Raw genomic sequence first — 23,757 nt, forward strand, 5'->3', positions numbered from 1 at the left:
CGCCCGTGTCCGAAGATCCGGGTAGTGAACGAGTGATCGCGGGGCGCTACCGTCTGCTCTCTCCGCTGGGCGAGGGCGGGATGGGGACGGTCTGGCGCGCCCGTGACGAGGTGCTGCACCGCGAGGTCGCCGTCAAGGAGGTACGGGCCCCGGGCGGACTGCCGGGCCCCGACGCCGAGCGGATGTACGCCAGGCTGGAACGCGAGGCGTGGGCGGCGGCCCGGGTCGCCAACCGCAATGTGGTGACGGTCTACGACGTGGCGACGGAGGACGGGCGCCCGTGGATCGTGATGGAGCTGATCCGCGGGATCGCGCTCTCCGATCTGCTGGACGCCGAGGGCCCGTTGTCGCCGCAGCGCGCCGCGCACATCGGCGCGGAGGTGCTCGCCGCGCTGCGGGCCGCGCACGAGGCGGGGGTCCTGCACCGGGACGTGAAGCCCGGCAACGTACTGCTGTCGAACGACGACCGCGTCGTCCTCACGGACTTCGGTATCGCGACGGTGGAGGGCAGTTCGGCGCTCACCATGACCGGTGAGGTCATCGGTTCACCCGAATTCCTCGCCCCGGAGCGGGCGTTGGGGCGTACGCCTGGACCCGAGTCCGACCTGTGGTCGCTCGGTGTGCTCCTGTACGCGGCGGTCGAGGGCAACTCGCCGTTCCGCCAGAACACCCCGCTGAGCACGCTGCGGGCGGTCGTCGACGAGGAGTTGCCCGCGCCGCAGCGCGCGGGCCCGCTGGCCCCGGTGATCGAGGGTCTGCTGCGCAAGGACCCGGCGGACCGCACGTCGGCCGAGGACGCCGAGCGGGATCTCCGGCTCGTCGCGGCGGGCGGCACCCCCCATACGGGCAGCGCCGCCTACGCGCCGACGATCGCGGCGCTGCGACAGCCGGCCCCGACCCCGCCGACCCCCACGCCCGCGTACACACCTCCCGCCTACACACAGCCCGCTTACTCGCCGCAGCGGACGCCGTCCGCGACGACCACCACCACGGGGCCCGCCCATCCCCGGCGCGCGACGATCGTGATGATCGCGGGTCTGGCCGCGCTCGCGCTCGCGCTGGCGGGACTGACGTACGCCCTGGTCAACCGGGACGACGGAGGCGGCGGGGACGACACCTCCAACAGCGGATCGAGCACCGGTGGCTCGACGGGCGGCGGTGACAACGGCGGGAGCAACGGGAGCAGTGGGGGCGGCACGGACGGCGGCTCGACCACGGAGAGCTCGAGCTCGAACGGGAGCGACGGCGGTTCGACCACCACCGGCGGCCAGACCACCAAGCCGCCCACCCAGTCCGTGAAGGTCACGGTCTCGGGCTCGCACACCGACTACACCGGTGCCTGCCCGCCGCCCGACGCCGAGGCTCCGACCTTCACGGCGACGTTCACGGTGACGGTCGTGCCTGCGGACGTGGAGTACCGCTGGGTGACGGAATCGGGCCAGGTGTCCGACCCGAGCTGGAAGACGCTGTCGTTCCCCGCGAACGGCGGGAAGACCAAGCAGAACACGGTCATCGCGACGACGTACGACGCGTCGGGTACGTACCAGAACAAGATCGGGGTGGAGGTCCGCAGTCCCAAGGAGGCGAAGTCGGAACAGGTGCCCTTCTCGGTGACGTGCGAGACGGAGGCCCCGACGGGCGGGGCCTCCTCCGACGCTCCGCAGGCGCTCGCGCCGAACGGAGCGATCAGGCCTCGGCACTAGTCGGTCCGAGGCGATCCGGGCCTCGGCGGTGATCAGTCCGAGGCGTTGAGGACGGGCAGATAGCCACCCGACTGGCCCGAGGCCGTCGGGTGGTACGACTCGCCGATGTTCAGCCAGTTGACGCTGTGCAGCCAGGCGCTGCCGGAGCAGATCTCGTGACCGGTGAACGTGGGGCGTACGTCGCCGAAGGTGAAGCCGTGGTCGGCCGCACGCTTGGCGATGGCGCTGTCCAGGTAGTCGGCGGCGCTGTTGATGGCGGCCCGTTCCGTCTCGGTGAGGCCGGCCAGGCAGCTGCCGCCCAGCTTGTAGAACCGGGGGTAGCCCAGGACGACCACATGGGCGGCCGGGGCCTTCGCGCTGATCGCCGAGTAGACCGAGTCGAGCTTGCCGGGCAGTGTCGAGTCGACGTACGCCTTCGCCGTGTTGATGCGGGCGACGCAGGCGCTCTCGGACTGCAGGACGCAGGTCGTCATGACGTCGGAGAAGCCCGCGTCGTTGCCGCCGACGCTGATGGAGACGAGGCTGGTGCCGGAGCCGAGCGGGCCCAGCTGGTTCGCCAGAACATCACCCGTACGAGCGCCTGAGCAGGCCGTGAAACTGAACGACGAGGGTGAATGGGCGGCCGCCCAGAGGTAGGGGTAGGCCTTCGTGCTGCGCTTGCAGTCGCCGCTGGAGCTGATGTAGCTGCCCGCGCCGACACCGGACGAGTAGGAGTCTCCGAGGGCCACATAGCCCGTGGCTGCTGCTTGCTGGGACGCCTGGGCCGTCGTTGCCCCGGTGAGGGCGAAGGCGGTGGCGAGGAGGAGCGAGGTCACGTATGCCGTAAGTCGGGAACGTCTCATGGAACCTCCCTTTAGCAGGATCTCTGCCGTAACTTTCGTAGCAGCTACGCGTGTTGACAGGAAGTGTCCATGCCAAGACTTTTCCGGACCTACCGGATCCCACTCTTTGCGTTCACTGTGCGTTCGATTGCGTGTTCATGACAGGCGCGTGACAAAGCGTCAACTCCCTTGAGCCGCACGCGTAGATCGATCACGCTGATGCCTCAACCGGTAGCGGAACGCAACGCTCCTGGTTGTGCGTGCGATCACGCACGCACCCCCCACAGACGTGCGCCCCACCCAGGCGTACGCCGCCTATGAGGAGGACTCCCTCGCATGGCACAGCTGCGTAGCAAGAAGATCCGGATCGCCGCGATAACCTCCGTGGCGACCGCCGCCCTGCTCGGCGCCGTCACCGCGATTCCCGCCCAGGCCGCGCCGGCCGAGGGCCGGGTCCTCGCGGCGGACTCCCCCACCGCCGTGAAGGACAGCTACATCGTCACGCTGAAGAAGGGCGTGGACTTCAAGGCCTCGTCGACCGAGGGCAAGGGTCTGATCAAGGAGTACGGCGGCACGGTCAAGAAGACGTTCGGCGCCGCGCTGAACGGCTACACGGCGACCCTGTCCGCGACCGAGGCCAAGAGACTGGCCGCGGACCCGTCGGTGGCCGTGGTCGAGCAGAACCAGACGGTGCACGTCACCGACACCACCCAGTCCAACGCCCCCTGGGGCCTGGACCGCTCCGACCAGGCGGCGCTGCCGCTCTCCGGCACGTACACCTACCCGGACTCGGCGGGCAGCGGGGTGACGGCGTACGTCATCGACACCGGCGTGCGCATCACGCACTCGCAGATCAGCGGCCGGGCCAGCTACGGCTACGACGCCGTGGACGGCGACACCGTCGCCTCGGACGGCAACGGTCACGGCACGCACGTCGCCACGACCATCGCCGGCTCGACCTACGGCATCGCCAAGAAGGCGAACATCGTGGCGGTCCGCGTGCTCGACAACGCGGGCTCCGGCACCACCGCGGGCGTCATCGCGGGCATCAACTGGGTGACCCAGAACCACAGTGGTCCCTCGGTCGCCAACATGTCGCTCGGCGGCGGCGCGTCCACGACCCTGGACACCGCGGTGGCCAACTCCATCGCCAGCGGCGTGACCTACGCGGTCGCGGCGGGCAACAGCAGCGCCAACGCCTCCTCGTACTCCCCGGCCCGCGTCGCCACGGCGATCACGGTCGGCGCCACCACCAGCACGGACGCCAAGGCCAGCTACTCCAACTTCGGCTCGATCCTCGACATCTTCGCCCCCGGCTCGTCGATCACGGCAGGCTGGTACACCAGCGACACCGCGACGAACACCATCTCCGGCACGTCGATGGCCACCCCGCACGTCGCCGGCGCAGCCGCCGTCTACCTGGCGGGCCACACCTCGGCCACCCCGGCCCAGGTATCCACAGCCCTCGTGAACGGCGCCACCACCGGCGTAGTCACCAGCCCCGGCACGGGTTCCCCGAACCGCCTCCTGAAGATCGTCCCGTAATGACGTACGCAGGTCCCCGCGCCCCTGACAAGGGGCGCGGGGACCTGCGCATTCTTCTGGCGGCGGCGCGGGGAACTGCGCAATCTTTTGGCGGAGGCGCGGCTGCTCCCTTCGCGGCACGGGCCAACCCCTCAGGGGCGCGGGGAACTGCGCAATCTTTTGACGGGGGGCACGGCTGCCCTCTTGCGGCGCGGGCCAACTCCTCAGGGGCGCGGGGAACGGCGCAATCTTTTGACGGGGGCACGGCTGCATCCTTGCGACGCGGGCCCAGTTTCAGGGGCGCGGGGAACGGCGCGACCAGCCACAACCGACCCCCCACCCAAACATCAACGGCGCCCTCATCTTGACGCCCCCCACACCGCTGGGCCACATTGAAGCCCGGCATCCGGCGCGTCGGGGGGCAAAGTCGCCAATGCAGACCTTACGCATACGTATCAAGCCATCTCCATCGGACCCATCCCCATCGGATGGTGAAGAGCGGTTGGACCAGGATCCGGGGAGGGACCTGCTCCCCCTGCTCGCAGGCGCCGCCGCGGCCATCGCCGGCGTCGGAGCCGTCCTGGCCCTGACCGACACGGACTCACCCCTGCGCGCCCCGTTCGCGCTCTTCTTCCTGCTGGCCGCTCCGGGAACCGCGGTAGGAATCGCCCTGCGCGGCATGGAACCGTTCGGCCGCACCATCGCGTCCTTGTCAGCAGCAGTAGCTCTCAACCTCCTGGTCGCCCAAGGCATGCTCGCGGTGCACCGGTGGTCGGTCCGTGGCGGAATCGCGGCCGTGGCCGCGCTCAGCTCCCTCATTCTCCTGCTGGTCCTGGTACGGCGGTTCCGTGGCCGTACAGTGAGAAGACGGGCATCCTGACGTGAACATCAGCGTGTACCGCCCCGGCGAACTCACCGCCGCCGACCGGGCGGCGTGGTCGGCCCTTCAGTCGAAGGCCCATCTGCAGGGCGCGCCGGAACTCGCCAACCCGTTCCTGTCACCGGAGTTCACCCTCGCCGTCGGACGCTGCCGACGCGGCGTACGGATCGCCGTCGTCAGAGAGAGCGGCGAACCGGTCGCCTTCTTCCCGTTCCAGAGAACCACCACCGGCGTCGGCCGGGCCGTCGGCCTGGGCGTCTCCGACTGCCAGGGCCTCGTCCACGGGCCCGGCTTCACCTGGGACGCAAGGGAACTGCTGCGGGCCTGCGGGCTCGCGGTGTGGGAGTTCGACCACCTGGTGGAAGGCCAGGAGCCGTTCGAGGCCGAGGCCTCCGGCACCTTCCCCTCTCCGGTCATGGACGTCGACCGTGGGTACGAGACGTATCTCGCCGAACTGCGGGCCCGCTCACCGAAGTTCACCCGGACCACGCTCGCCAAGGACCGCAGACTCGGCCGCGACCACGGCGAGGTCCGCTATGTGCACGACGAGCGTGATCCCGAGGCGCTGCTCACGCTGATGGGCTGGAAGTCGGCGCAGTACCGCAGGACCGGTCGCAGCGACCGCTTCGCACAGCCGTGGATCACCCGGCTCACGCACCAGCTCTTCCACACCCGTTCCGAGCCGTTCGCCGGAATCCTGTCGGTGCTCTACGCGGGCGGCAGGCCGATCGCCGCGCACTTCGGGCTGCGCTCCGAGCGCGTCCTGGCGTGCTGGTTCCCCGCGTACGACCCGGCGTTCTCCAAATACTCCCCGGGCCTTGTCCTGCATTTGCGCATGGCCGAGGCGGCTGCCGCCGACGGCATCGCCTATCTGGATCTCGGCCGGGGGCAGAAGGAATACAAGGACTCCCTGAAGACACGCGAACTCGCCGTGTCCGAGGGGTTGGTCACGCGCCGCCATCCCGTGGCGCTCGGACACCGGGCGCGGCGCGCCCCGGTCCGGGCGCTGCGCAACGTGGTGCTGTCGCGGCCGGAGCTCTTCGAGCCGGCCGACAAAGCCCTCAAGCGGATGGGAAAAATCCGCTCGGGCCGTTAGGTAACGTCCAAACCAACAAAAACGTGAGGCCACGTTCCAGGTCTTGCCATATCGTCTCAATCATCAATACCGTCGTACATCCACCCGCATCGGACCATCATGCACATGCGATTCAGGGGAGGGCTCAGGATCGCGAAGAGGGCCCGGCGCGGGGCGCGGTAGGGGGGTGCCGTGCTCGGTGACCGCTTTTGTGCCGAGTGCCGCCGCGCGACCGACCCAGCCAGTCGGCCAGCTTTGCCAGCTCACCCGGCTTGCACGGAGATCGATTTCGGCATGCCGTAAGTGACAAAACCCCCCTTTCGAACCGGACAAAATGCCGGACCGCCCAGGGGCGGGCGGTCCACCGGACGAGAGGGATCAGACTCATGAGTTCTGTTGTGCGCCCGGCGGTTTCGGGCAAAGATCCGCTCATAGCCAGCAAGTACCGGCCCATATCGACTCACCTGGCCATAGCGCCTCCGGTGAGCGTCGTGATTCCCGCCATGAACGAGGCGGAGAATCTCCCGTACGTCTTCAAGACTTTGCCTGGATGGATCCACGAAGTGGTTCTCGTCGACGGCAATTCCACCGACAACACCGTCGAGGTCGCCCGCGAACTGTGGCCCGACGTCAAGGTCGTCAAGCAGGTCGGCAAGGGCAAGGGAGACGCCCTGATCACCGGTTTCGCGGCCTCCACCGGCGACATCATCGTCATGGTGGACGCGGACGGCTCGGCCGACGGCCACGAGATCGTCAGCTATGTCTCCGCGCTGGTCTCCGGGGCGGACTTCGCGAAGGGGTCGCGGTTCGCCAACGGCGGCGGCACATCCGACATGACGCCGATCCGCAAGCTCGGCAACCATGTGCTGTGCGCGGCCGTCAACGCCAAGTTCGGCGCCCGCTACACCGACCTCTGCTACGGCTACAACGCCTTCTGGCGGCACTGCCTCGACAAGATCGACCTCGACTGCACCGGCTTCGAGGTGGAGACCCTGATGAACATCCGGGTGGTCAAGGCGGGGCTCAAGGTCCAGGAGATACCGAGCCATGAGTACCTCCGGATCCACGGTTCGAGCAATCTGCGAGCCGTGCGGGACGGGCTGCGGGTGCTCAAGGTGATCCTCAAGGAGCGCTCCAACCGTCGCTCGCTGCGCCGTCGTCCGCACGCCGTGGCACTCAACTCCGGGCCGGGAGAGGTGTCTTGAGAACCCTGGACATCTCCGTGGTGGTCTGCGTCTACACCGAGGACCGCTGGGAGGACATCCTCGCGGCGGTGGACTCGGTGCGGGCGCAGTCCAGGCCGGCCCTGGAGACGCTCCTGGTGGTGGACCACAACCAGGTGCTCCTGGACCGGCTGTCGAAGGAGTACAAGGAGACCGAAGGGGTTCGGGTGCTCGCCAACGCGGGCCCCCGGGGCCTCTCCGCGGGCCGCAACACCGGCATCGCCGCCTCGTACGGCGACGTCATCGCCTTCCTCGACGACGACGCGGTGGCCGAGCGCGACTGGCTGCGCCACTTCGCCGAGGGGTACGAGGATCCGCTGGTCATGGCCGTCGGCGGTCGTACGATGCCGATCTGGGCGTCGGGCCGCCGGCCGGCCTGGTTCCCCGAGGAGTTCGACTGGGTCGTGGGCTGCACGTACAAGGGTCTGCCGCCCGGCCGGGTCCAGGTGCGCAACGTGCTGGGCGGCAACGCCTCGTTCCGGCGCAGCGCCTTCGACGCGGCGGGCGGCTTCGCGACCGGCATCGGGCGCGACGGCGACAAACGGCCGCTGGGCTGCGAGGAGACGGAGCTGTGCATCCGCCTCACCCGCGCCCGGCCGGACGCGGTCCTGCTGATCGACGACCGTGCGGTGATCCACCACCGGGTGCCCGAGGCGCGCGAGCACTTCGCGTACTTCCGTACGCGGACGTACGCCGAGGGTCTGTCGAAGGCGCTGGTCGCGCGGAGTGTGGGCGCCGACAAGGGCCTTGAGTCCGAGCGCCGGTACACCACGCGCGTACTGCCCGCCGGGGTCGCGCGCGGGCTGCGCGACGCGCTGCTCGCGCGCCCCGGCGGCGCGGGCCGGGCCGCCGCCATCGTCACCGGAGTGGTGACGGCGGCGGGCGGGTACGTTCTCGGCAGCGTCCGGGCACGCAGGGGTGGGGCCACGTTCTCGGTCGTGCAGATCGAGGGGGCGAAGCCATGAACGATCCGCGCGATGCGCGCGTGCCGATTCTCATGTACCACTCCGTCGCGACCGCGCCGAACGACGCGACCCAGGAGCTGTCGGTGGCACCCGAGGCGTTCACCGAACAGATGGCGCTCCTGGGTGACCTGGGGTTCACGCCGGTCAACACGGCCGCGCTCGCCGAGTGCTGGCGTGAGTCGAAGCCGCTGCCGAGGCGGCCCGTGCTGATCACGTTCGACGACGGCTACGAGGGCGTGCACCGGCACGCGCTGCCCGTGCTCGGCGAGCACGGCTTCGCGTCCACGCTGTTCGTGTCGACGGGCTGGCTGCGCGGCGCGTACGACACCGGGGGCGCCCTCGACGAGATGCTCGACTGGGACCAGGTGCGCGCGCTCGCGGGCGCGGACGTCGAGATCGGCGGCCACAGCCACACGCATCCGCAGCTGGACCAGCTGACCGACGAGGTTCTCTGGTTCGAGCTGCTGCGCTGCCGGGAGATCGTCGCCGACGAACTGGGCACCCGCCCGGCGTCGTTCGCGTACCCGTACGGCTACTCCAGCGGCCGGGTGCGCCGGATCGTGCGCGAGGCCGGGTTCGCCCAGGCGCTCGCCGTCGGCAACAGCCTCGCCCGGCGCCGCCAGGGGCCGTACGCGCTGCGACGGGTCACCGTGCGCCGCAGCACCGGTATCGAGGAGTTCGAGCGGCTCGTGGAGGGCCGCGCGATCGCCCGTACCTTCGCCAGGGACCGGGCCCTCACCAAGGGGTACGCCATGGTCCGCAGAGCACGACAGGTTCGCCGGAAGGCCATCCGTTCCCGTGTCTGACACGACCACGGCCCAGGCCGACACTCCCACGTCCGAGGCACCCGAGCAGTCCGGGCGCCGCCTTCGGCTGCCCCGCCTCGGCCGGTCGTCCGGAGGCAGCCCGCTGTTCCGGAACGCCTACGCCCTGATGCTGAACACCGGGATCTCCGCCGTGCTGGGGCTGGGCTTCTGGCTGGCCGCCGCCCGGTACTACTCCGAGTCCGCGGTCGGGCAGGGCTCCGCCGCGATCGCCGCGATGAAGCTCCTCGCGGGGCTCACCGCGGTGACGCTGACGGGCGCCCTCGCCCGCTTCATCCCGGTCGCGGGGCGGGGCACCGGACGGCTGATCTTCCGTACGTACGCGGGCAGTTCGGTGGTCGTGGCGCTGGCCGCGGGCGTCTTCCTGCTCACGCTGAGCCTCTGGGGTTCCTCGTACCGCTTCCTGCACAGCCCGCTGATCGCAGTCGGTTTCGTGGGGGCCGTCGTCGCCTGGTCGGTGCTGACGCTCCAGGACGGGGTGCTGACCGGGCTGCGCAGCGCGCTGTGGGTGCCGGTCGGCAACACCGTGTTCTCCGCGGTGAAGCTGGTGCTGCTGGTGGCGTTCGCCGCGGCGATCCCGACCATGGGTGTCTTCGTTTCGTGGGTCGCTGCCATCGCGGTGTCCGTGCTGCCGCTGGGCTGGCTGGTGTTCCGCCGCCTGGTGCCGCGGCATGTGAAGGCGACCGCTGAGCACGCCGAGCCGCCCAGCACGAGGGAGATCGGGCGGTTCCTGGCGGGCGACTACACCGGCTCGCTGTTCTCGCTCGCCGTGGTGTACCTCGTCCCGGTGATCGTGGCCGCACAGGTCAGTTCCACCGACAACGCGTACTTCTACATCACCACGACCATCGGCGGCACGGTCAATCTGCTCGCCATCAACATGGGCGCCTCGCTGACCGTCGAGGGTTCGCACGACCCGGCGCGGCTGGCGGCGAACACCCGTGCCGCGCTGCGCCGGATGGCGCGGATCATGCTGCCGGTCGCCGCTGTGCTGTTCTTCGGGGCGCCCTGGATCCTCGGTGTGTTCGGCCAGGGGTACGCGGACGCGGCGACGCCGCTGCTGCGCTGGTTCGCGGTCGGCGCGGTGCTGCGGGTCGTCATGGAGACGTACTTCGCGGTGCTGCGCGCGCAGAGCCGCACCTCCGGACTCGCCTGGCTGCAGGGCCTGTTGTGCCTGCTGGTGCTCGGGCTGACGGTGATCCTGCTGCCCCGCATGGGCCTGACCGGCGCGGGCGTGGCGGAGATCTCCAGCCTCGCGGTCATCGTGGCGCTCGCAGCTCCCAAGCTGTACCGGATCGTCAGGACCGCGCCGGCCGACGCCGTGCCCGAGGACGCGGCGCCCGACGGCGACCTGGCGGACCTGGGCGCCCGTGATGTGCCTGCGTCTCAGCAGGAAAAGCCGAAGAAGGGGCGCGGCCCGGCCTGGGCGCAGCGGCTCGACACGGACACGCTGGCGCTCGGTGTGCAGCTGGACTTCGACCACCTGGAGCGGCGGCCTGACGTACGGCCCGGTCCGGGGACACCGCCCGTCGGGACGCCGAAGGTCGAACGGCCGGAGCACCGCGGCGAGCCGCGTCCCGACCACCGGCCGACCTGGGCGCTCAAGGCACCCCTCCAACTGCCCCCCGCCCGCGTGGAGGTGGGCCTGCCCGTCGAGGAACGGGAACCCGGCTCCGAGACCTCCCTCGGCCCGTCCGAGGTCGAGGTGGACGCCCCCTTCGAGCCGTCGGAGGGCAGGTCCGGCGACGAGTCGGAGGGCGTACGCGAACGCAGCGAGTCCGGCGCGTCGGGGGCCGTACGCAGGAAGGGGTCTTCGCCGCTCGCGCTTGAGGCGGGTGCGCTTGAGGCGGGTGGATCCTCCGGTCCGTCCGGTCCGTCCGCGCCGCCGGTGCCCTGGTGGGAGCGGCTGCGGCCGACCCGGCTCGGGGTGGTGCTCGGCTGTCTGCTGACGGCCGCGCTGGTCCTGTACTGGGTGCCCGCGGCCGGACTCGGCGAGCGCGATCTCGACCGGATGGGCGGGCTCGGCCTGGTCTCCGTGCTGCCGACGCCGACGCTGGTCGGGGCCGGTCTGCTGGTCACGGTCTTCGCCTCGCTGCTCTGGCTGGGCCGTGAGCACCGGGCTCTGCTGCTCGTCACGCTGCTGGCCACCGTGGTGTCGCTGCACGCGCTGCCCGCGGTCATCGAGACCGAGCCGCGGTTCGCGACGGCCTGGCAGCACCTCGGGTTCATCGACTACATCGACCGGACCGGGTCCGCCGTGCCCGACCTGGACGCGCGCTGGAGCTGGCCGGGCTTCTTCGCGGGGGCCGCGTTCGTCGCGAAGGCCTGCGGGGTCACCGACCTCACCGAGGTCATCCGCTGGTGGCCGACGGCCATACAACTCCTCTATCTGGCACCGCTGTTCCTGCTCGTACGCCATATGCGCGCGAGCTGGCGGGCCAAGTGGACCGGCATCTGGATCTTCGTGCTCAGCGGCTGGGTCGGCCAGGACTACTTCTCGCCGCAGGGCTTCACGTACCTCCTCTATCTCGTCTTCGTGGCGATCCTGCTCGTGTGGTTCCGGGCGCCACGGGTGCTGTGGACGAAGGCGCGGCCCGGCGAGCTGGAGGTCGAGCCGACCGACCGGCGCCAACGGGCCGTACTGCTCATGGTGTTGATCGGGCTGTTCATGGCGACCGTCCCGGCGCACCAGCTCACGCCGTTCGTGATGCTGGGGGTCCTCGCGGTCCTCGTCCTGATCGGCCGCTCCGAACTGCGCGGCCTGCCCATCCTGTTCGCCGTCGTGGTCTGCGTGTGGATCGGCTTCCTCGCCGAGCCGTACTGGTCGGGGCACTTCGACGAACTGTTCGGCGGGGTCGGCGGTGTGGGCAGCAACGTGTCCTCGTCGGTCTCCGGCCGTATCGGGGAAGGCAGTTCGTCCCACAAGCTCGTGCTGTACGCGCGTGTGGCGCTGGCCGGCGGTGTGATGGCGCTGGCCTGCTGGGGCTGGTGGCGGCGGCGCGACCACAAGTACCGCGAGCGGTCGCTGCTGGTCCTCACGTTCGTCCCGTTCCTGGGCTTCGGCATGCAGTCGTACGGCGGCGAAATGGCGCTGCGCGTCTTCATGTTCGCCCTCCCGGGGGCGGCCCTGCTCGCCGCGCTCGCCCTCTTCCCGCGTACCGGCGTCACCGCGAAGGAACGGGACAAGGACCGGGTGAGCCTCGCCCCGCTCGCCGCGCTGATGGCGGGTCTCGTCCTGATGGGCGGCTTCCTGGTGGCCCGCTGGGGCAACGAGCCGTTCGAGCGGATCCGGCCGGGCGAGGTCGCCGGCATGGAGTACGTGTACGCGCACGACAAGCCGACCGTACGGCTGCTGTGGCTCAGCGACGACACGGTGAACAACGTGACGCCCGCGATGCCCTGGGGCGCCCGGGACATGGAGAAGGTGGAGTACCTGCCGACGCTGGCGCCGCCCGATCCGGTCCTGGTGTCGGGCCTGGTCAAGTCCCTCAAGGACGCGGGTCCGAACTCGTTCCTCATGGTCAACCGCAGCCAGGTGACCTACCTCCAGCTGGACGTGGGCTACTCCAAGACCTGGGACACCCGGCTCGTCCACAACCTCGACGCCCGGCCGGAGCTCCGCAAGACGTTCGCCAACGACGACGTGACGATCTACGCGCTGCGCAAACAGCCGGACGGCAAGGTCCCCGAGCCCGACCCCGGTCCGATCGGCCCCCAGGTCACCTGGACCCCGTGGTCGGTCGTCGGAGGCCTCGCGGCGATCGCCCTGATCATCCTGCTGACGACCCGCGAGGTGGTACGGGTGGCCGTACGGCCGAGCGTGCGTCAACTGCAGTGGTTGCAGGGCAGCTTCTGGTTCTCACTGCCGTTGCTGGCGGTGCTGCTGGCTTCGCTGATACAGAGATTCCTGACGATGGCGTGAGGGGGATGCGGGGATGCGGGGGCTAGCGGCCGAGCCACTTCACCTCGTACGCCCCCATCTCGAACCGCTTCCCGTCGACCTGCGCACTGATCTTCCGGTCGAGGGTGTTCACGACGAGGAGGGCCTTGTCGTCGGCGAGGACCCGTACGTTGGGCTTGTCGTCCGCGGCGACGGAGACCTGCTCGTACTTGGTGCCCGGCGGGAACTCCTTGTCGAAGCGGGAGATGAGGTCGAGCATCGGCAACGCCTTGCCGCCGCCGGCGCGGTCGGTCGGGGTCCACAGGCAGCCGGGGCAGGTGGCGCCCTTCTCGGTCTCCGGGTTCCAGTAGAAGGCGGAGGTCGTGCCGCCGCGGGCCATCGCGATCAGGCCCGAGGCCTGCACGGCGACGCGGTGCGGCTCGGACCAGCCGTCGCGGATGTCGTCGCCGTCGGCGGGTTCCACGTAGTACTCGGCCCACCACAGCGGCAGGTCACCGGTCTGCTCACGGACCCAGCGGCTGACGGCCGTGAACTTGTCGGTGGCCCCGAACTCGTCCGGCAGCAGGTCGTCGTCCTTGGTGTAGCTGGACCCGTCGACGACGACGAAGTCCGCGCCTGCCTTGTGCTCGTTCCAGTAGTCGAAGGCGTCGAGGATCCGCTGGTCCATCGTGCCCCAGCTGCCCTTCAGCGTCGTCGACGCGTTCTCCTTCTGGCGCGGGTCGAGGCTGTCCATCACCAGATAGGGCCCGCCGACCTCGATGTCCTTGTCGACCTTCTTGAGCGCCTTGTAGACGAGGTTGTAGAGCTCGGTGTAGCCCTCGTAGTCCCAGCGGGCCTCGGCATCGTTCCAGAAACCCTTGAACTCGTTCCAGACGATGAAGTGCCGTACGTCCGGGTAGCGCTTGGCGACGGTCGCGGCCAGGGCGGCGTAGTCCTTGTAGTGGGCGCGGTCGGGCGCCGTCTCCAGGGCCGCCTGGCTCCAGTCGGTCTTGTCGGAGCCGGGTGTGCCGCCCTTCATCCAGTCCGGGGCGCAGCACAGCGTGACCACCGGCGTGCCGCCCGTCTCCCGGACGAAGTCGATGCGGCGGTCCATGTCCTCGAAGTCGTACCGCCCCTTGACCGGCTCGGGGTTGTCCGCGCCCCAGCCCATGATGTGCTGGATCTGCGGCAGGGGCTGCTCGCCGAGGCGCTTCTCCACCCGCTTCGTGGCGGCGCCGCTGCCCTCGTCCGCGCTGAACTGGGTGTGCGTGAAGCCCCAGCCCACCTCGGGCCTCGGCTCCGACGGGGGAACGGCCGGCGTGCCGTGCACCTTGTCACCGTCGCGGGTCGTGCCGGCCTCGCTTCCCGCGTCGCCGGGAAGTGTGTGGATCAGGGTCAGCACCAGGGCCAGAGCGGCCACGCCCACACCGAGCAGAGCGGTGAACCGCCACCGCCGAGCCCCCGAATTCCACCCATGACGTCCCATCAAGGGCAACAGTAACTGCGGGGGTCAGCGGTAGAACAGGTTCCGTCGACCACAGCCCTGTAACAGGGCGGAGGGGATACACAGAGTCCCCGCCGGTGTGCCTCTTCGATATGCCCCCTTCGATGCGCAACGCGGAAACCGGATGCACGGGTCGCCCACGTGACGGATCATGGCGGCATGTCTGCGAACCCACACGACGCTCTGCCGATCCGGCTCAACGTCGACGACAGCGACTCACCGTCGGACGTCGTCGACGCGCTGTTCCTCGGCCGCTTCGCGACGGGCGAGCAGCCGCACTCGCACTCGGCGAACATCGACCGCGTACGCTCCGGGGCCACGCTGCTCCCTCCGGACGCCCAGGTGCTGCGGTCCGCGCGCGACGACGACCGCAGCGCGACCCTCGCCGAAGGTGAGGGCTGGACGGTGCTGGTGTCGCGCTGGAACCGGGGCGCCGACATCACCGTCACCGCGACCAGCGCCGAGCTCGCCGAGAAGGTGCTCGGCCAGGCCACGGACGGCGCGGCCGACGAACCCGAACCCCAGCCGGAGAACGTGACGATGGGGTTCTGGTACGTGTCGCCCCGGCGCGGACCGCACCGCACGACCCGCCAGATCTCGGCGGGTACGTGGGAGGAGGTGCGCGCCAACTACACCGCGCGCGTGGCGGACGCGATGGACGGCCTGATGAAGACGACGCCCGAGGACATCGCGGGCCGTCTGCTGTTGCTGCACGGTCCGCCGGGTACGGGCAAGACATCGGCGCTGCGGACTCTGGCGCGCTCGTGGCGGGACTGGTGCCAGGTGGACTGTGTGCTGGACCCGGAGCGGCTCTTCTCCGACGTCGGCTATCTGATGGACATCGCGATCGGCGAGGAGGACGGCACGGGCAAGGGCCGCTGGCGGCTGCTGTTGCTGGAGGACTGCGACGAGCTGATCCGCGGCGAGGCCAAGCACACGGCGGGCCAGGCGCTCTCCCGCCTCCTGAATCTCACGGACGGCCTGCTGGGCCAGGGCCGCAACGTCCTGGTGGGCGTCACCACCAACGAGGACCTGGAGCGCCTGCACCCCGCCGTCGTACGCCCCGGCCGCTGCCTCGCCCGTATCGAGGTCGGCCCGCTCACCCGCCGCGAGTCCGCCGCCTGGCTCGGCACGGAGGAGGGCCTCCCCCGGGACGGCGCCACCCTCGCCGAGCTCTACGCCCTGCGCCGGGGCACTACCCCGACTTCGGTCCCGGACCAACGTGAGGGCGCGGACGCGGGGTTGTACCTGTAGGCAGCGAAGCCTCCGAGAAGAAGGCCCAGATGACGGCGGGAGCGTCGAGAGTGTCATCGGTCCTCCCCATGAGCCGCGGGAACCGGTAGTCGGGGTTGGGGATGGTGTGGCCGCCGCCGCGGCCGGCGAGCGCCACGACAGGCTGTTTGCCGGGCTGGGCGTAGCGGGTCTCAATGACCAACGGGCCCTCGAAGTCACCGCCCGGGCATCCGCTCGCGCCCGTCATGAATGCCTGCATGGCCCAGTCCTCTTTCGTTTCACGCGGTCCGCGGATCTGCACGTTGTTCTGCGTGTCTGTCCCCTCACCCTGTGGTCGTCCCGCGGCCGGTATCCAGGGACCGGGAGTCCGTGGCTGGCGCGCGGCCCGGGCGTACGGTGGTGACCATTGGACAAGCACGCGCTCGCGGAGTTCCTGCGCGGCAAGCGAGAGCGCGTACGGCCCGAGGACGTGGGCCTGCCGCACGGGTCCCGCCGCCGGACCCCGGGCTGCGCCGCGAGGAGGTCGCCCAGCTCGCGCACATCTCGGTGGACCACTACAGCCGTCTGGAGCAGGCTCGCGGACGCCACCCCTCGCAGGCCGTTCTGACCGGGATCGCCCGCGCGCCGCGTCTGTCCGACCAGGAGCGCGCCCGTCTCTTCCGGCTCGCCGACGAGGCGGCAACCGAGCAGGCTCAGGGGCCCTCCCGTGCGGTGGACCCCGGCACGCTGAAGCTGCTGGAGTGGCGTCGATGTACTGGCTCTGATCGACGCCGAGTACACCGAGGGCCGAGTGGTCGTCGACCGCAACCGGATCACCGGCGGCGGGGTCACCGCGGGGCTCGAGTACGCCCCCGCCCCGCCCTTCGACGCCGGCACACCGGAGACCGCGGGACCTGAACTCACGGACATGGCACGCGCCGGCAACAAGGCGGTGAACGACGAAATGGCAGCCGTCGCCGAAAAGCTGGCATCGAACGGTTGGGGCCGCGCCGCCTAGGCCCTGCCGTCACATTCCCGCCGTCCCGTTTCCACCATCGCCCGAAGAACTGGCCGGGCGGCGCCTGGTGCATTCTTTTCCGCCCAGGAAAGAACGGCCAAGGAGGCATGCGAATTCGCCGCCGCCCGGGAGGCGGCGCGTCGCTCCCTTTGCCGTTCCAACAATGGACTGCCTCCGCCCCTGGGCGTCATCAGCTGCCGTGCCCCGTGGGCGGCCACCACATGGCTACGCGGCCGACCCTTCCTCGCCTCAGGCCGACCTCGCCGTCAGCCATCAACGATCAGCCATCTCCCGTCAGTTGCCTGCCGCCAGCCACCTGTCGTCAGCCGTCAGCCGGACGCCCCGTACGCCGCGCGCAGCGCGTCCCGGGCCGCGGCGAGGGCGGCGGCCTCGGACAGCCCGAGCCGCCGCACGCGATCGGCGTAGGCCTGCGCGGCGGACGCGGCTTCCCGCTCCGCCGCCGAGCCCGCGGCAGCGACGAACGTTCCGTTGCGCCCCCGCGTCTCGATGACCCCGTCCGACTCAAGAGCCCGGTACGCCTTGGCGACCGTGTTGGCGGCGAGGCCGAGCTCCTCGGCCAGCCCCCGCACGGTCGGCAGCCGGTAGCCCACCGGCAGCGCCCCGGCCCGCGCCTGTTCGGAAATCTGGGCGCGCACCTGCTCGTAGGGCGCGATCCCCGCCTCGTCCTCGATGTCGATCTTCAGCGTCACGCAGTGATTGTCCCGCACCGGCGGGAAAATGAGAGGCACCCGGCCTCACCTCCCACGTAGCGTGCGACGTCATGACTGTGATCGTCCGCGACTTCCGCACTGGAGACGCCGAGGGCTTCGCCCGTATCCGGCACCTGGCGCTCCCCTTCATGCTCTCCACCCCCGAGGCCATCACCTACGACGCCGCGAACGCCCACCCCGACTCCCACTTCCAGCCGCTGGTCGCGGAGGAGGACGGCGAACTCGTCGGCACGGCCCAGGTCGGCATCGTGTACGACAGCCCGCAGCCCGGCCAGGGCTATCTGAACGTGTACGTGCACCCGGACCGCCAGGGCCGGGGCGCGGGCTCGCTGCTCGTGAGGACCGCCGAGGAGCGCCTCGCCGCCCTGGACGTGACCAGGTCCTTCGTCCGGGTCGTGGACGAGCCGGCGAACCGCGCCTTCGCGGAGAAGCGCGGCTACCTCCCCCGTCGCTCCGCGCACTTCCTCCGCCTGGACCTGGCGACCTGCACACTCCCGCCGCGCCAGGAGCCGCCCGCGGGCGTCGAGCTGCGCACGGCCGCGGACTTCGCGGACGACCCGCGCCCGCTGTTCGACCTGGACGCGGAGACGCTGCTGGACGAACCGAGCGACATCGCCCATGAGTTCACGGACTACGAGGCCTGGCTGAAGGAAACCTGGCACCACCCCCTCCTCAGCCATGAACTGACTTCGGTCGCGGTCGTCGACGGCCGCCCCGCGGCGTTCAGCGCCGCCCGTACCGACGACGGCACCCGCTACGGCACCGTGATGACCGGCACGGCCCGGGCCCACCGCGGCCGAGGCCTCGCCAAGCTCGCCAAGAACGACTCACTGCACCGCGCCCGCGCCGCCGGCTTCACGGAGGCGTTCACGGCCAACGACGCGGGCAACGAACCGATGCTCGCGGTCAACAAGTGGTTCGGCTACGAAATCTGCGCCACGGAGGTGCAACATGTCCGCGAACTCGTCTGATTCCCCCCTCCAGTTGGACATCGTCCTGGTCAAAGCGGGTCGTACGAAGATCCGTTACCCGGCCGAGCTGCTGCACGACGACGGCACCCACGTCACCGTCCGAGCACCCTGGGCCGGTGCCGGAGTCCGCGACTTCGGCTTCGTACGCTTCGAACCGGGTGACGTCTTCACCGAGCACTACTGGCGCGACCGCTGGTACGCGGTGAAGGAGGTCCGTGGTCCCGAGGGCGTGCTGAAGGGCTGGTACTGCGACATCACCCGCCCGGCCTCCGTCTCCGGGGGCGAACTGGTCGTCGAGGACCTCGACCTCGACCTGTGGCGCTCCGCCGACGGCACGGCCGTACTGCGGCTGGACGAGGACGAGTTCGCGGAGAGCGGTCTGGAGACCACCGACCCGCAGGCCGCGGCCGCCGCCCGGTCCGCCCTGGACGAGCTCGAACTGCGTGCTCGCGAGGGCGACTTCGAGGCACTTCTGGCATAGGCCCGCCCCAGCCAGGACACCTCCGACCGCAGCCCCGCCGACAGCCCTCAGGGCACGGCCACCACCGCGTACCGCTCGTCCTCCACCTCTCGTCCCCACAGCAGTGGGTCGTCCGACAGCGGCTCCACGCGGACGTCCTCCGCGAGGGGTGCGAGCAGTCCGGTCAGCCGGTCGGCGGAGATGCCGACCGGGCTCACCGTCCCCCAGACGCCCTCTATGAGCACGAGCCGTCCGCCGGGGCGGAGCAGTCCGCACCAGTGCCTCAGGACGCGGCCGGGATCGGGCAGCGTCCACAGCACATGGCGGACGAGGACGACGTCGAAGCGCTGCTCTCCGACCGGCGGGGCCGCCGCGTCCCCGACCAGGAACGCCGCGTCCCGCCCGGCCAGCTTGGCGCGGGCGAGATCGACCATGCGCGGCGAGGAGTCGACCCCGGTCACCCGGTGCCGCTGCTCGGACGCGAGGAGCGACAGGCTGCCGGTGCCGCAGCCCAGATCGAGCACGTCGGCCGGCCCGCGCGGCAGCCAGCCGCGCAGCCTGGCCGCCCAGGCCTCGCGCACGGCGGGATCCCGCAGTCCGTGGTCGGGCTCGTCGTCGAACGTCGCGGACTCGGCGTCCCAGTCGACACCGGGCCGCTCTCCGCCGATCTTCACTTCTTCTGTCTTCACTTCTTCGGTCTGCACTTCTTCACTGGCGCTGTTACTCGTCATGTGCCCAGAGTGACACCCGGCACTGACAACGGTCCGGCGCCGGGCCCGGGACAGAACTTCACCGGACCTGCGTCGGAACTGCGCGGAACCCCCAGTTGTCCGGCATGTGGACTCACAGGTGAAACGTGACTACCGCCACTGACAAGCGGGCACCGATGAGTCACTCTCCCCGGAACGGTCTACCTCCGTACAAACGCGGAACCCGGTAGATGCAAGGAGGCAGCCATGCGCCGTGTAACCGTGCAGAAGCCCCTGAGGAAGTCGGACTCCCGTCGCGTGCGGGACGACGCGGACGAGCGCCCCGCCGAGCGCCCCGAGGTCCGAAAGGACATCGCACGCACGTGGTGGCCGGACGGCTGAGCCGCCACGACGCGAGGAACCGCCACAACGCCAGGAGTCGTCACGGCACCAGGAACCGTCAGGGCGCGAGGAGCCATCACGGCGCCAGTCGCTTGCGGTAGTGGAGGCGGTCGTACGGCCCGTCCACGCGGCGCTCCACGAGTTCGTACCCGTACTTCGGGTAGATCTTCTGGTTCTCCCACATCAGCGCGTTCGTGTAGAGCCTGACCTCGGGCAGCCCGAGGTCACGCGCGCGTGCGTCCACGAAGGCCAGGAGCCGGCGACCCACACCCTGCCCATGGGCGTCCGGGTGGACGGCGATGCTGTCGAGGAACAGATGGTCCTCGTGCGCCTCGATCACCACGAGTCCGGTCACGGGCTCCCCCGTGACGAACACCCGCCCTGCCGCGATGTCGGCCGCGTGGTCCGCCTCCATGGGCCGCGGGACCACCCCGATGCGCTCGATGTACGGGTGGTAGGCCGCGTCGGTCACGGCCTTCACGGCAGCGGTGTCGGAGGCGACGGCGGGGCGGATCCGAGCCTCGTACGGAGTGTCCGCCGGGGCTTCTTCCGGGGTCTTCGTCATGGCCGGAACGGTACCTACCTGATCGCAGTCTCAGCACCCCCTTAAGCGGACCATAAGGATCGCCCTCACCCCCTCCCAGCAGGCGATTTCGCGGTTTCGAGGGGCTAGCTTGCTGATCGCCCCCAGGCATCACAAGCACCCCGGATCCGCTTCGAGGAGTTCCCCATGTCCGCTCGCCGCAAGGCCACCCGCACCCGCCTCGCCACGGTCGCCGCCGTCGGCGTCGCCCCGCTCGCCCTCACCGGTCTCGCCGCCGCCCCGGCGGTCGCGCACGGCTCGATGACGGACCCGGTGAGCAGGGTCGCGGGCTGCTTCGCGGAGGGTCCGGAGAACCCGAGGTCCGCCGCCTGCAAGGCGGCGGTCGCGGCCGGCGGCACGCAGGCCCTCTACGACTGGAACGGCGTCAACATCGCGAACGCGGCCGGGAAGTCGAAGGAGATCATCCCCGACGGAAAGCTGTGCAGCGCGGGCAACGACAAGTTCAAGGGCCTCGACCTGGCCCGCGCCGACTGGCCGGCCACGCGGCTGACCTCGGGCAACCGCACCTTCCGCTACAAGGGAACGGCCCCGCACAAGGGCTCGTTCGAGCTGTACGTCACCAAGGACGGCTACGACCCGGCGAAGCCCCTGAAGTGGTCGGACCTGGAGTCGAAGCCGTTCCTCAAGGTCACCGACCCGCGGATGGAGAACGGCGACTACGTCTTCGACGGCGTCGTCCCGGTCAAGTCGGGCCGCCACCTCATCTATTCGATCTGGCAGCGCTCGGACTCCCCGGAGGCGTTCTACACCTGCTCCGACGTCGTGTTCGGGGAGGGCGGGAGCGGAAGTGGGGGCGGCGCCGGGGCCTCCGCGGCCCCGACCGCGTCGGCACCGTCCGACCAGGACATCGCGGACGGCACCGACGAGTCGTCCGTGGAGCACGGCGGTCACGGCGACGACGACCCGAAGACCCAGGCCACGGCCACGGCAGCCGCGGACACCGCCTCGGACTCCGACTCCGGTACCGACTCCGCCACGGAATCCGCGGAGGCGGCGGGCCCCTCCGAGGCGACGGACGACTCGGCGAGCGACGCCGAGCCCGCCGGCGGTTCGGAGAACCTCGCCGAGACCGGCGGTTCGAGCACCACTCCGTACGTCGCGATCGGTGGGGCGACCGCCCTGGCGCTCGGTGCGGCGGCGCTGTTCGCGTCGGTCCGCCGCCGCGCGGTGGGTGGCGGCCGCCACAGCCGATAGCCCCATAAGGGGCGCGGGACCGTATCAACGTACGGCCCGCAGTTCCCCTCCCCCGCTAGCCGATGACCGACAGGCAGGTCGTCGGAGTGGCATGCGCCGGATCAAGGGCGTTCGCCACCTCGTGGAAGGCGATCCGGTCGATGAGCCCGATCGCCGCGTGTTCGGAGAGGTCGACCGCGCACAGGTCCTGGATCAGGACATTGCGTACGTTCGGGCCGTCGAGGTACTGCGAGCGGTACGGCGTGACGACCTCGTCGTACTTGGTGGCGATGACCGTGTAGCGGACACCGGGGACGGTGTCGCCGCCCGCGTTGAGCTTGGTCAGGAAGGCCGATCCGGCCACCTGGTCGGCGAGGGCGGGGGTGGCGGTGGAGAGCAGGTCGGCCGCACCGGGGAAGTAGTCGAGCAGTTGGGCGAGTCCGTTCAGGGTGGTGCCGTGGTTGTCGGGGGCGATCCCGACGAGGGCGTTCACCTTGGCGGCTCCGCCGAGGAACTTCAGATAGTGGCGGGGCATCATGCCGCCCTGCGAGTGGCCCACGAGGTCGGCCTTGGCGGAGCCGGTCGCGGCGAGCACTTTGTCGACGAAGGTCTTGAGCTGCTCCGCCGACTTGTCGATGGGACCGAGGCCGTTGAAGAACGGCACGCCGGGCAGCTGCCCGTAGTCGAGGGCGAAGACGCAGTAGTCGCGGTTCACGAGGTAGGGCGCGAGGCCCAGCCAGTTGTCCACGGAGTTGGCGAAGGTGCCGTGGACGAGGACGACGGGCCGCGGGTGGGCGGCGGAGGGCTTGCAGGAGTAGTCGTTCCAGCCACGGCTCGGCGCGGCCTCGGCCTGAGCGGTGGCGACGGAACCAGCGGCGGCCGTGGGGACGACGGTGACCGCGGCGGTCAGCAGCAGCACGGCCAGGGGTCTGAGCAGGCGTTTCCAGGGCAGCATCGAGTGATCTCCTTGCGGCTCAAGGGAGTTGCGATGGCGTACGCCCTGTGATCCGGATCACGAGGATGCTGTTCTTTTGCCAAGTTACGAGTGAGTAGTAGAAGTGTGAAGTTACGCGTCAGTAAAAACTTCCGGCGCTGGCCGGGAGCACTGACACGTGCCGTGGAACCGTCACCAGGCGGGCCTGATGGGACCGTAGGGCGCAATGCGCAGCAAACGGTCACGCAACGCCCGGACTTCACCCTCACCGAGTAGCTCGACCCAGGGGCCGACGGCCTCCGCCGCCGCTTCCTCGGCGGCCCGCGTGCAGGCCCAGCCCTGCTCGGTCAGTACGACCAGCCGGGCGCGCGCGTCGTCGGGGTGCGGGCGCCGCTCGGCGTACCCCTTGCGGACGATCTCATCGACAAGTTGACTCGCGGCCTGCTTGGTCACGCCCAGATGGGCGGCCAGCTCCGTGACCGTCGCCCCGCCGGGCGCGAGCCGCGCGAACGCGAACCCGTGCGCGGGCCGAACCCCCTCGAACCCGCGGGCGACGACACCCTCGTGGATGCGCTGGGTGAGCTCACCGGCGACGGCGAGCAGGGCGGCGGACAGGGCCATGGCCTCGGAGTTCTGCACGCACGCATTGAAACACCCTTGACGAATTGGTCAAGCAGCTTGACCATGGATCCATATAGTCAAGCAGCTTGACCATTCACCACCACGACTCACCACCGCTATTCACCACCATTCGCCTCTGGAGGCAGCCGTGCCCGTAGTCCGCTCGTCCGAAGCCGTCGTCCACGAGATCCACGGCGCGCGCTTCGTCTCGTACGCCACTCCCCTCAGCGGGAGCAAGGAACTGTGCGCCTGGCGGGGCGAGATCCCCGCGGGCACGAAGGCGCCCGCGCACACCGTCAACCGTGAGGAGATCTTCCATCTGCTGTCCGGCGAACTGCTGATGACCCTCGACGGCCGCACCGAGCGGATCGCCGCGGGCGACACGGTGATCATCAATCCCGGCGCGACGCTCACCGTGGAGAACCCGACCGAGGAGACCGCGACCTCCTGGGTCACCACGTCCATCGGCCTCCAGGCGGAGCTGGCGGACGGCACGGTCATCACTCCGCCGTGGGCCAACTGACCGCGCCCCCCTGTTGTCCG

22 protein-coding genes and 1 pseudogene are annotated in these 23,757 nt (G+C 70.2%); 16 read left to right on the plus strand and 7 right to left on the minus strand.

The genetic code is table 11. From position 1 onward, the window contains the following. The first annotated feature begins 5 nt into the window (after positions 1 to 5). Positions 6 to 1,703, plus strand: coding sequence for a serine/threonine-protein kinase (locus ACN20J_RS12065; protein WP_419665878.1), 1,698 nt, complete (start codon positions 6 to 8; stop codon positions 1,701 to 1,703). Positions 1,704 to 1,735: 32 nt separating this feature from the next. Here the strand turns inward: ACN20J_RS12065 and ACN20J_RS12070 are convergent, their stop codons facing one another. Beyond that, entirely contained in the window at positions 1,736 to 2,545 is an 810-nt protein-coding gene (locus ACN20J_RS12070; RefSeq protein ID WP_189840133.1) for an SGNH/GDSL hydrolase family protein, read from the minus strand. Between the two features lie 315 nt (positions 2,546 to 2,860). Between ACN20J_RS12070 and ACN20J_RS12075 the strand changes: the two genes are divergently transcribed. The 7 genes from ACN20J_RS12075 to ACN20J_RS12105 all read left to right on the plus strand — a co-directional run bounded on the left by ACN20J_RS12075 (position 2,861) and on the right by ACN20J_RS12105 (position 12,937). Then, a complete protein-coding gene (locus ACN20J_RS12075; RefSeq protein ID WP_189840134.1) occupies positions 2,861 to 4,069 on the plus strand; it encodes a S8 family peptidase in 1,209 nt (402 codons plus the stop codon). Positions 4,070 to 4,550: 481 nt separating this feature from the next. Continuing rightward, positions 4,551 to 4,928 carry a hypothetical protein gene (locus tag ACN20J_RS12080; protein WP_259333555.1) on the plus strand — a complete coding sequence of 126 codons (378 nt, stop codon included), beginning with the start codon at positions 4,551 to 4,553 and terminating at the stop codon, positions 4,926 to 4,928. Between the two features lies 1 nt (position 4,929). Then, positions 4,930 to 6,024 (plus strand): GNAT family N-acetyltransferase, encoded by a 1,095-nt coding sequence (locus ACN20J_RS12085; protein ID WP_189840136.1) that lies wholly within the window; start codon positions 4,930 to 4,932, stop codon positions 6,022 to 6,024. 365 nt (positions 6,025 to 6,389) lie between these two features. Next, positions 6,390 to 7,208 (plus strand): glycosyltransferase family 2 protein, encoded by an 819-nt coding sequence (locus ACN20J_RS12090; RefSeq protein ID WP_189840137.1) that lies wholly within the window; start codon positions 6,390 to 6,392, stop codon positions 7,206 to 7,208. Then, positions 7,205 to 8,191 carry a glycosyltransferase family 2 protein gene (locus ACN20J_RS12095; protein ID WP_189840138.1) on the plus strand — a complete coding sequence of 329 codons (987 nt, stop codon included), beginning with the start codon at positions 7,205 to 7,207 and terminating at the stop codon, positions 8,189 to 8,191. The genes ACN20J_RS12090 and ACN20J_RS12095 overlap by 4 nt, the downstream gene beginning before the upstream one ends. Continuing rightward, positions 8,188 to 8,997: a polysaccharide deacetylase family protein gene (locus tag ACN20J_RS12100; protein ID WP_189840139.1), complete on the plus strand. Its 810-nt coding sequence runs from the start codon at positions 8,188 to 8,190 to the stop codon at positions 8,995 to 8,997. The genes ACN20J_RS12095 and ACN20J_RS12100 overlap by 4 nt, the downstream gene beginning before the upstream one ends. Continuing rightward, positions 8,990 to 12,937 carry a lipopolysaccharide biosynthesis protein gene (locus tag ACN20J_RS12105; RefSeq protein ID WP_189840140.1) on the plus strand — a complete coding sequence of 1,316 codons (3,948 nt, stop codon included), beginning with the start codon at positions 8,990 to 8,992 and terminating at the stop codon, positions 12,935 to 12,937. The genes ACN20J_RS12100 and ACN20J_RS12105 overlap by 8 nt, the downstream gene beginning before the upstream one ends. A gap of 22 nt (positions 12,938 to 12,959) precedes the next feature. Here ACN20J_RS12105 and ACN20J_RS12110 read toward each other — a convergent pair whose 3' ends face one another. Further along, positions 12,960 to 14,381 (minus strand): GH39 family glycosyl hydrolase, encoded by a 1,422-nt coding sequence (locus ACN20J_RS12110; RefSeq protein WP_189840141.1) that lies wholly within the window; start codon positions 14,379 to 14,381, stop codon positions 12,960 to 12,962. A gap of 177 nt (positions 14,382 to 14,558) precedes the next feature. On the opposite strand from ACN20J_RS12110, the gene ACN20J_RS12115 reads away from it, so the two are divergent. The 3 genes and pseudogenes from ACN20J_RS12115 (at position 14,559) to ACN20J_RS12125 (ending at position 16,629) form a co-directional block, all read left to right on the plus strand. After that, entirely contained in the window at positions 14,559 to 15,653 is a 1,095-nt protein-coding gene (locus ACN20J_RS12115) for a DUF5925 domain-containing protein (protein ID WP_189840142.1), read from the plus strand. 228 nt (positions 15,654 to 15,881) lie between these two features. Next, positions 15,882 to 16,229 (plus strand): annotated as a pseudogene (locus tag ACN20J_RS12120) (hypothetical protein); the annotation flags it as partial. Between the two features lie 193 nt (positions 16,230 to 16,422). Further along, complete coding sequence (locus ACN20J_RS12125) at positions 16,423 to 16,629, plus strand: hypothetical protein (RefSeq protein WP_246575221.1); 207 nt, start codon at positions 16,423 to 16,425, stop codon at positions 16,627 to 16,629. Between the two features lie 329 nt (positions 16,630 to 16,958). On the opposite strand, the gene ACN20J_RS12130 is transcribed toward ACN20J_RS12125, so the two are convergent. Next, positions 16,959 to 17,339 (minus strand): GntR family transcriptional regulator, encoded by a 381-nt coding sequence (locus tag ACN20J_RS12130; RefSeq protein WP_419665879.1) that lies wholly within the window; start codon positions 17,337 to 17,339, stop codon positions 16,959 to 16,961. A gap of 71 nt (positions 17,340 to 17,410) precedes the next feature. On the opposite strand from ACN20J_RS12130, the gene ACN20J_RS12135 reads away from it, so the two are divergent. Both ACN20J_RS12135 and ACN20J_RS12140 read left to right on the plus strand, forming a co-directional pair. After that, complete coding sequence (locus tag ACN20J_RS12135; RefSeq protein WP_419665880.1) at positions 17,411 to 18,331, plus strand: GNAT family N-acetyltransferase; 921 nt, start codon at positions 17,411 to 17,413, stop codon at positions 18,329 to 18,331. Beyond that, positions 18,312 to 18,812 carry a DUF402 domain-containing protein gene (locus tag ACN20J_RS12140; RefSeq protein WP_419665881.1) on the plus strand — a complete coding sequence of 167 codons (501 nt, stop codon included), beginning with the start codon at positions 18,312 to 18,314 and terminating at the stop codon, positions 18,810 to 18,812. The genes ACN20J_RS12135 and ACN20J_RS12140 overlap by 20 nt, the downstream gene beginning before the upstream one ends. A 47-nt stretch (positions 18,813 to 18,859) precedes the next feature. Here the strand turns inward: ACN20J_RS12140 and ACN20J_RS12145 are convergent, their stop codons facing one another. Then, positions 18,860 to 19,522, minus strand: a complete 663-nt coding sequence (locus ACN20J_RS12145) for a class I SAM-dependent methyltransferase (protein WP_189840146.1) — start codon at positions 19,520 to 19,522, stop codon at positions 18,860 to 18,862. Between the two features lie 225 nt (positions 19,523 to 19,747). Between ACN20J_RS12145 and ACN20J_RS12150 the strand changes: the two genes are divergently transcribed. After that, complete coding sequence (locus ACN20J_RS12150; protein ID WP_257678067.1) at positions 19,748 to 19,882, plus strand: hypothetical protein; 135 nt, start codon at positions 19,748 to 19,750, stop codon at positions 19,880 to 19,882. Positions 19,883 to 19,958: 76 nt separating this feature from the next. Here the strand turns inward: ACN20J_RS12150 and ACN20J_RS12155 are convergent, their stop codons facing one another. Continuing rightward, positions 19,959 to 20,447 (minus strand): GNAT family N-acetyltransferase, encoded by a 489-nt coding sequence (locus tag ACN20J_RS12155; RefSeq protein ID WP_419665882.1) that lies wholly within the window; start codon positions 20,445 to 20,447, stop codon positions 19,959 to 19,961. A gap of 165 nt (positions 20,448 to 20,612) precedes the next feature. On the opposite strand from ACN20J_RS12155, the gene ACN20J_RS12160 reads away from it, so the two are divergent. Next, complete coding sequence (locus tag ACN20J_RS12160; RefSeq protein WP_189840148.1) at positions 20,613 to 21,680, plus strand: lytic polysaccharide monooxygenase auxiliary activity family 9 protein; 1,068 nt, start codon at positions 20,613 to 20,615, stop codon at positions 21,678 to 21,680. 55 nt (positions 21,681 to 21,735) lie between these two features. On the opposite strand, the gene ACN20J_RS12165 is transcribed toward ACN20J_RS12160, so the two are convergent. Further along, entirely contained in the window at positions 21,736 to 22,614 is an 879-nt protein-coding gene (locus ACN20J_RS12165; RefSeq protein WP_419665883.1) for an esterase/lipase family protein, read from the minus strand. A gap of 171 nt (positions 22,615 to 22,785) precedes the next feature. Further along, entirely contained in the window at positions 22,786 to 23,232 is a 447-nt protein-coding gene (locus ACN20J_RS12170) for a MarR family winged helix-turn-helix transcriptional regulator (RefSeq protein WP_189840150.1), read from the minus strand. Between the two features lie 130 nt (positions 23,233 to 23,362). Here ACN20J_RS12170 and ACN20J_RS12175 point away from each other — a divergent pair, with 130 nt between their 5' ends. Continuing rightward, the gene (locus tag ACN20J_RS12175) at positions 23,363 to 23,737 is read left to right on the plus strand and encodes a cupin domain-containing protein (protein WP_189840235.1); all 375 of its coding nucleotides are present in this window, start codon (positions 23,363 to 23,365) and stop codon (positions 23,735 to 23,737) included. Positions 23,738 to 23,757 lie beyond the last annotated feature (20 nt).

The sequence above is a fragment of the Streptomyces sp. 2-1 genome (assembly GCF_048564895.1).
Classification (GTDB): domain Bacteria; phylum Actinomycetota; class Actinomycetes; order Streptomycetales; family Streptomycetaceae; genus Streptomyces; species Streptomyces phaeochromogenes.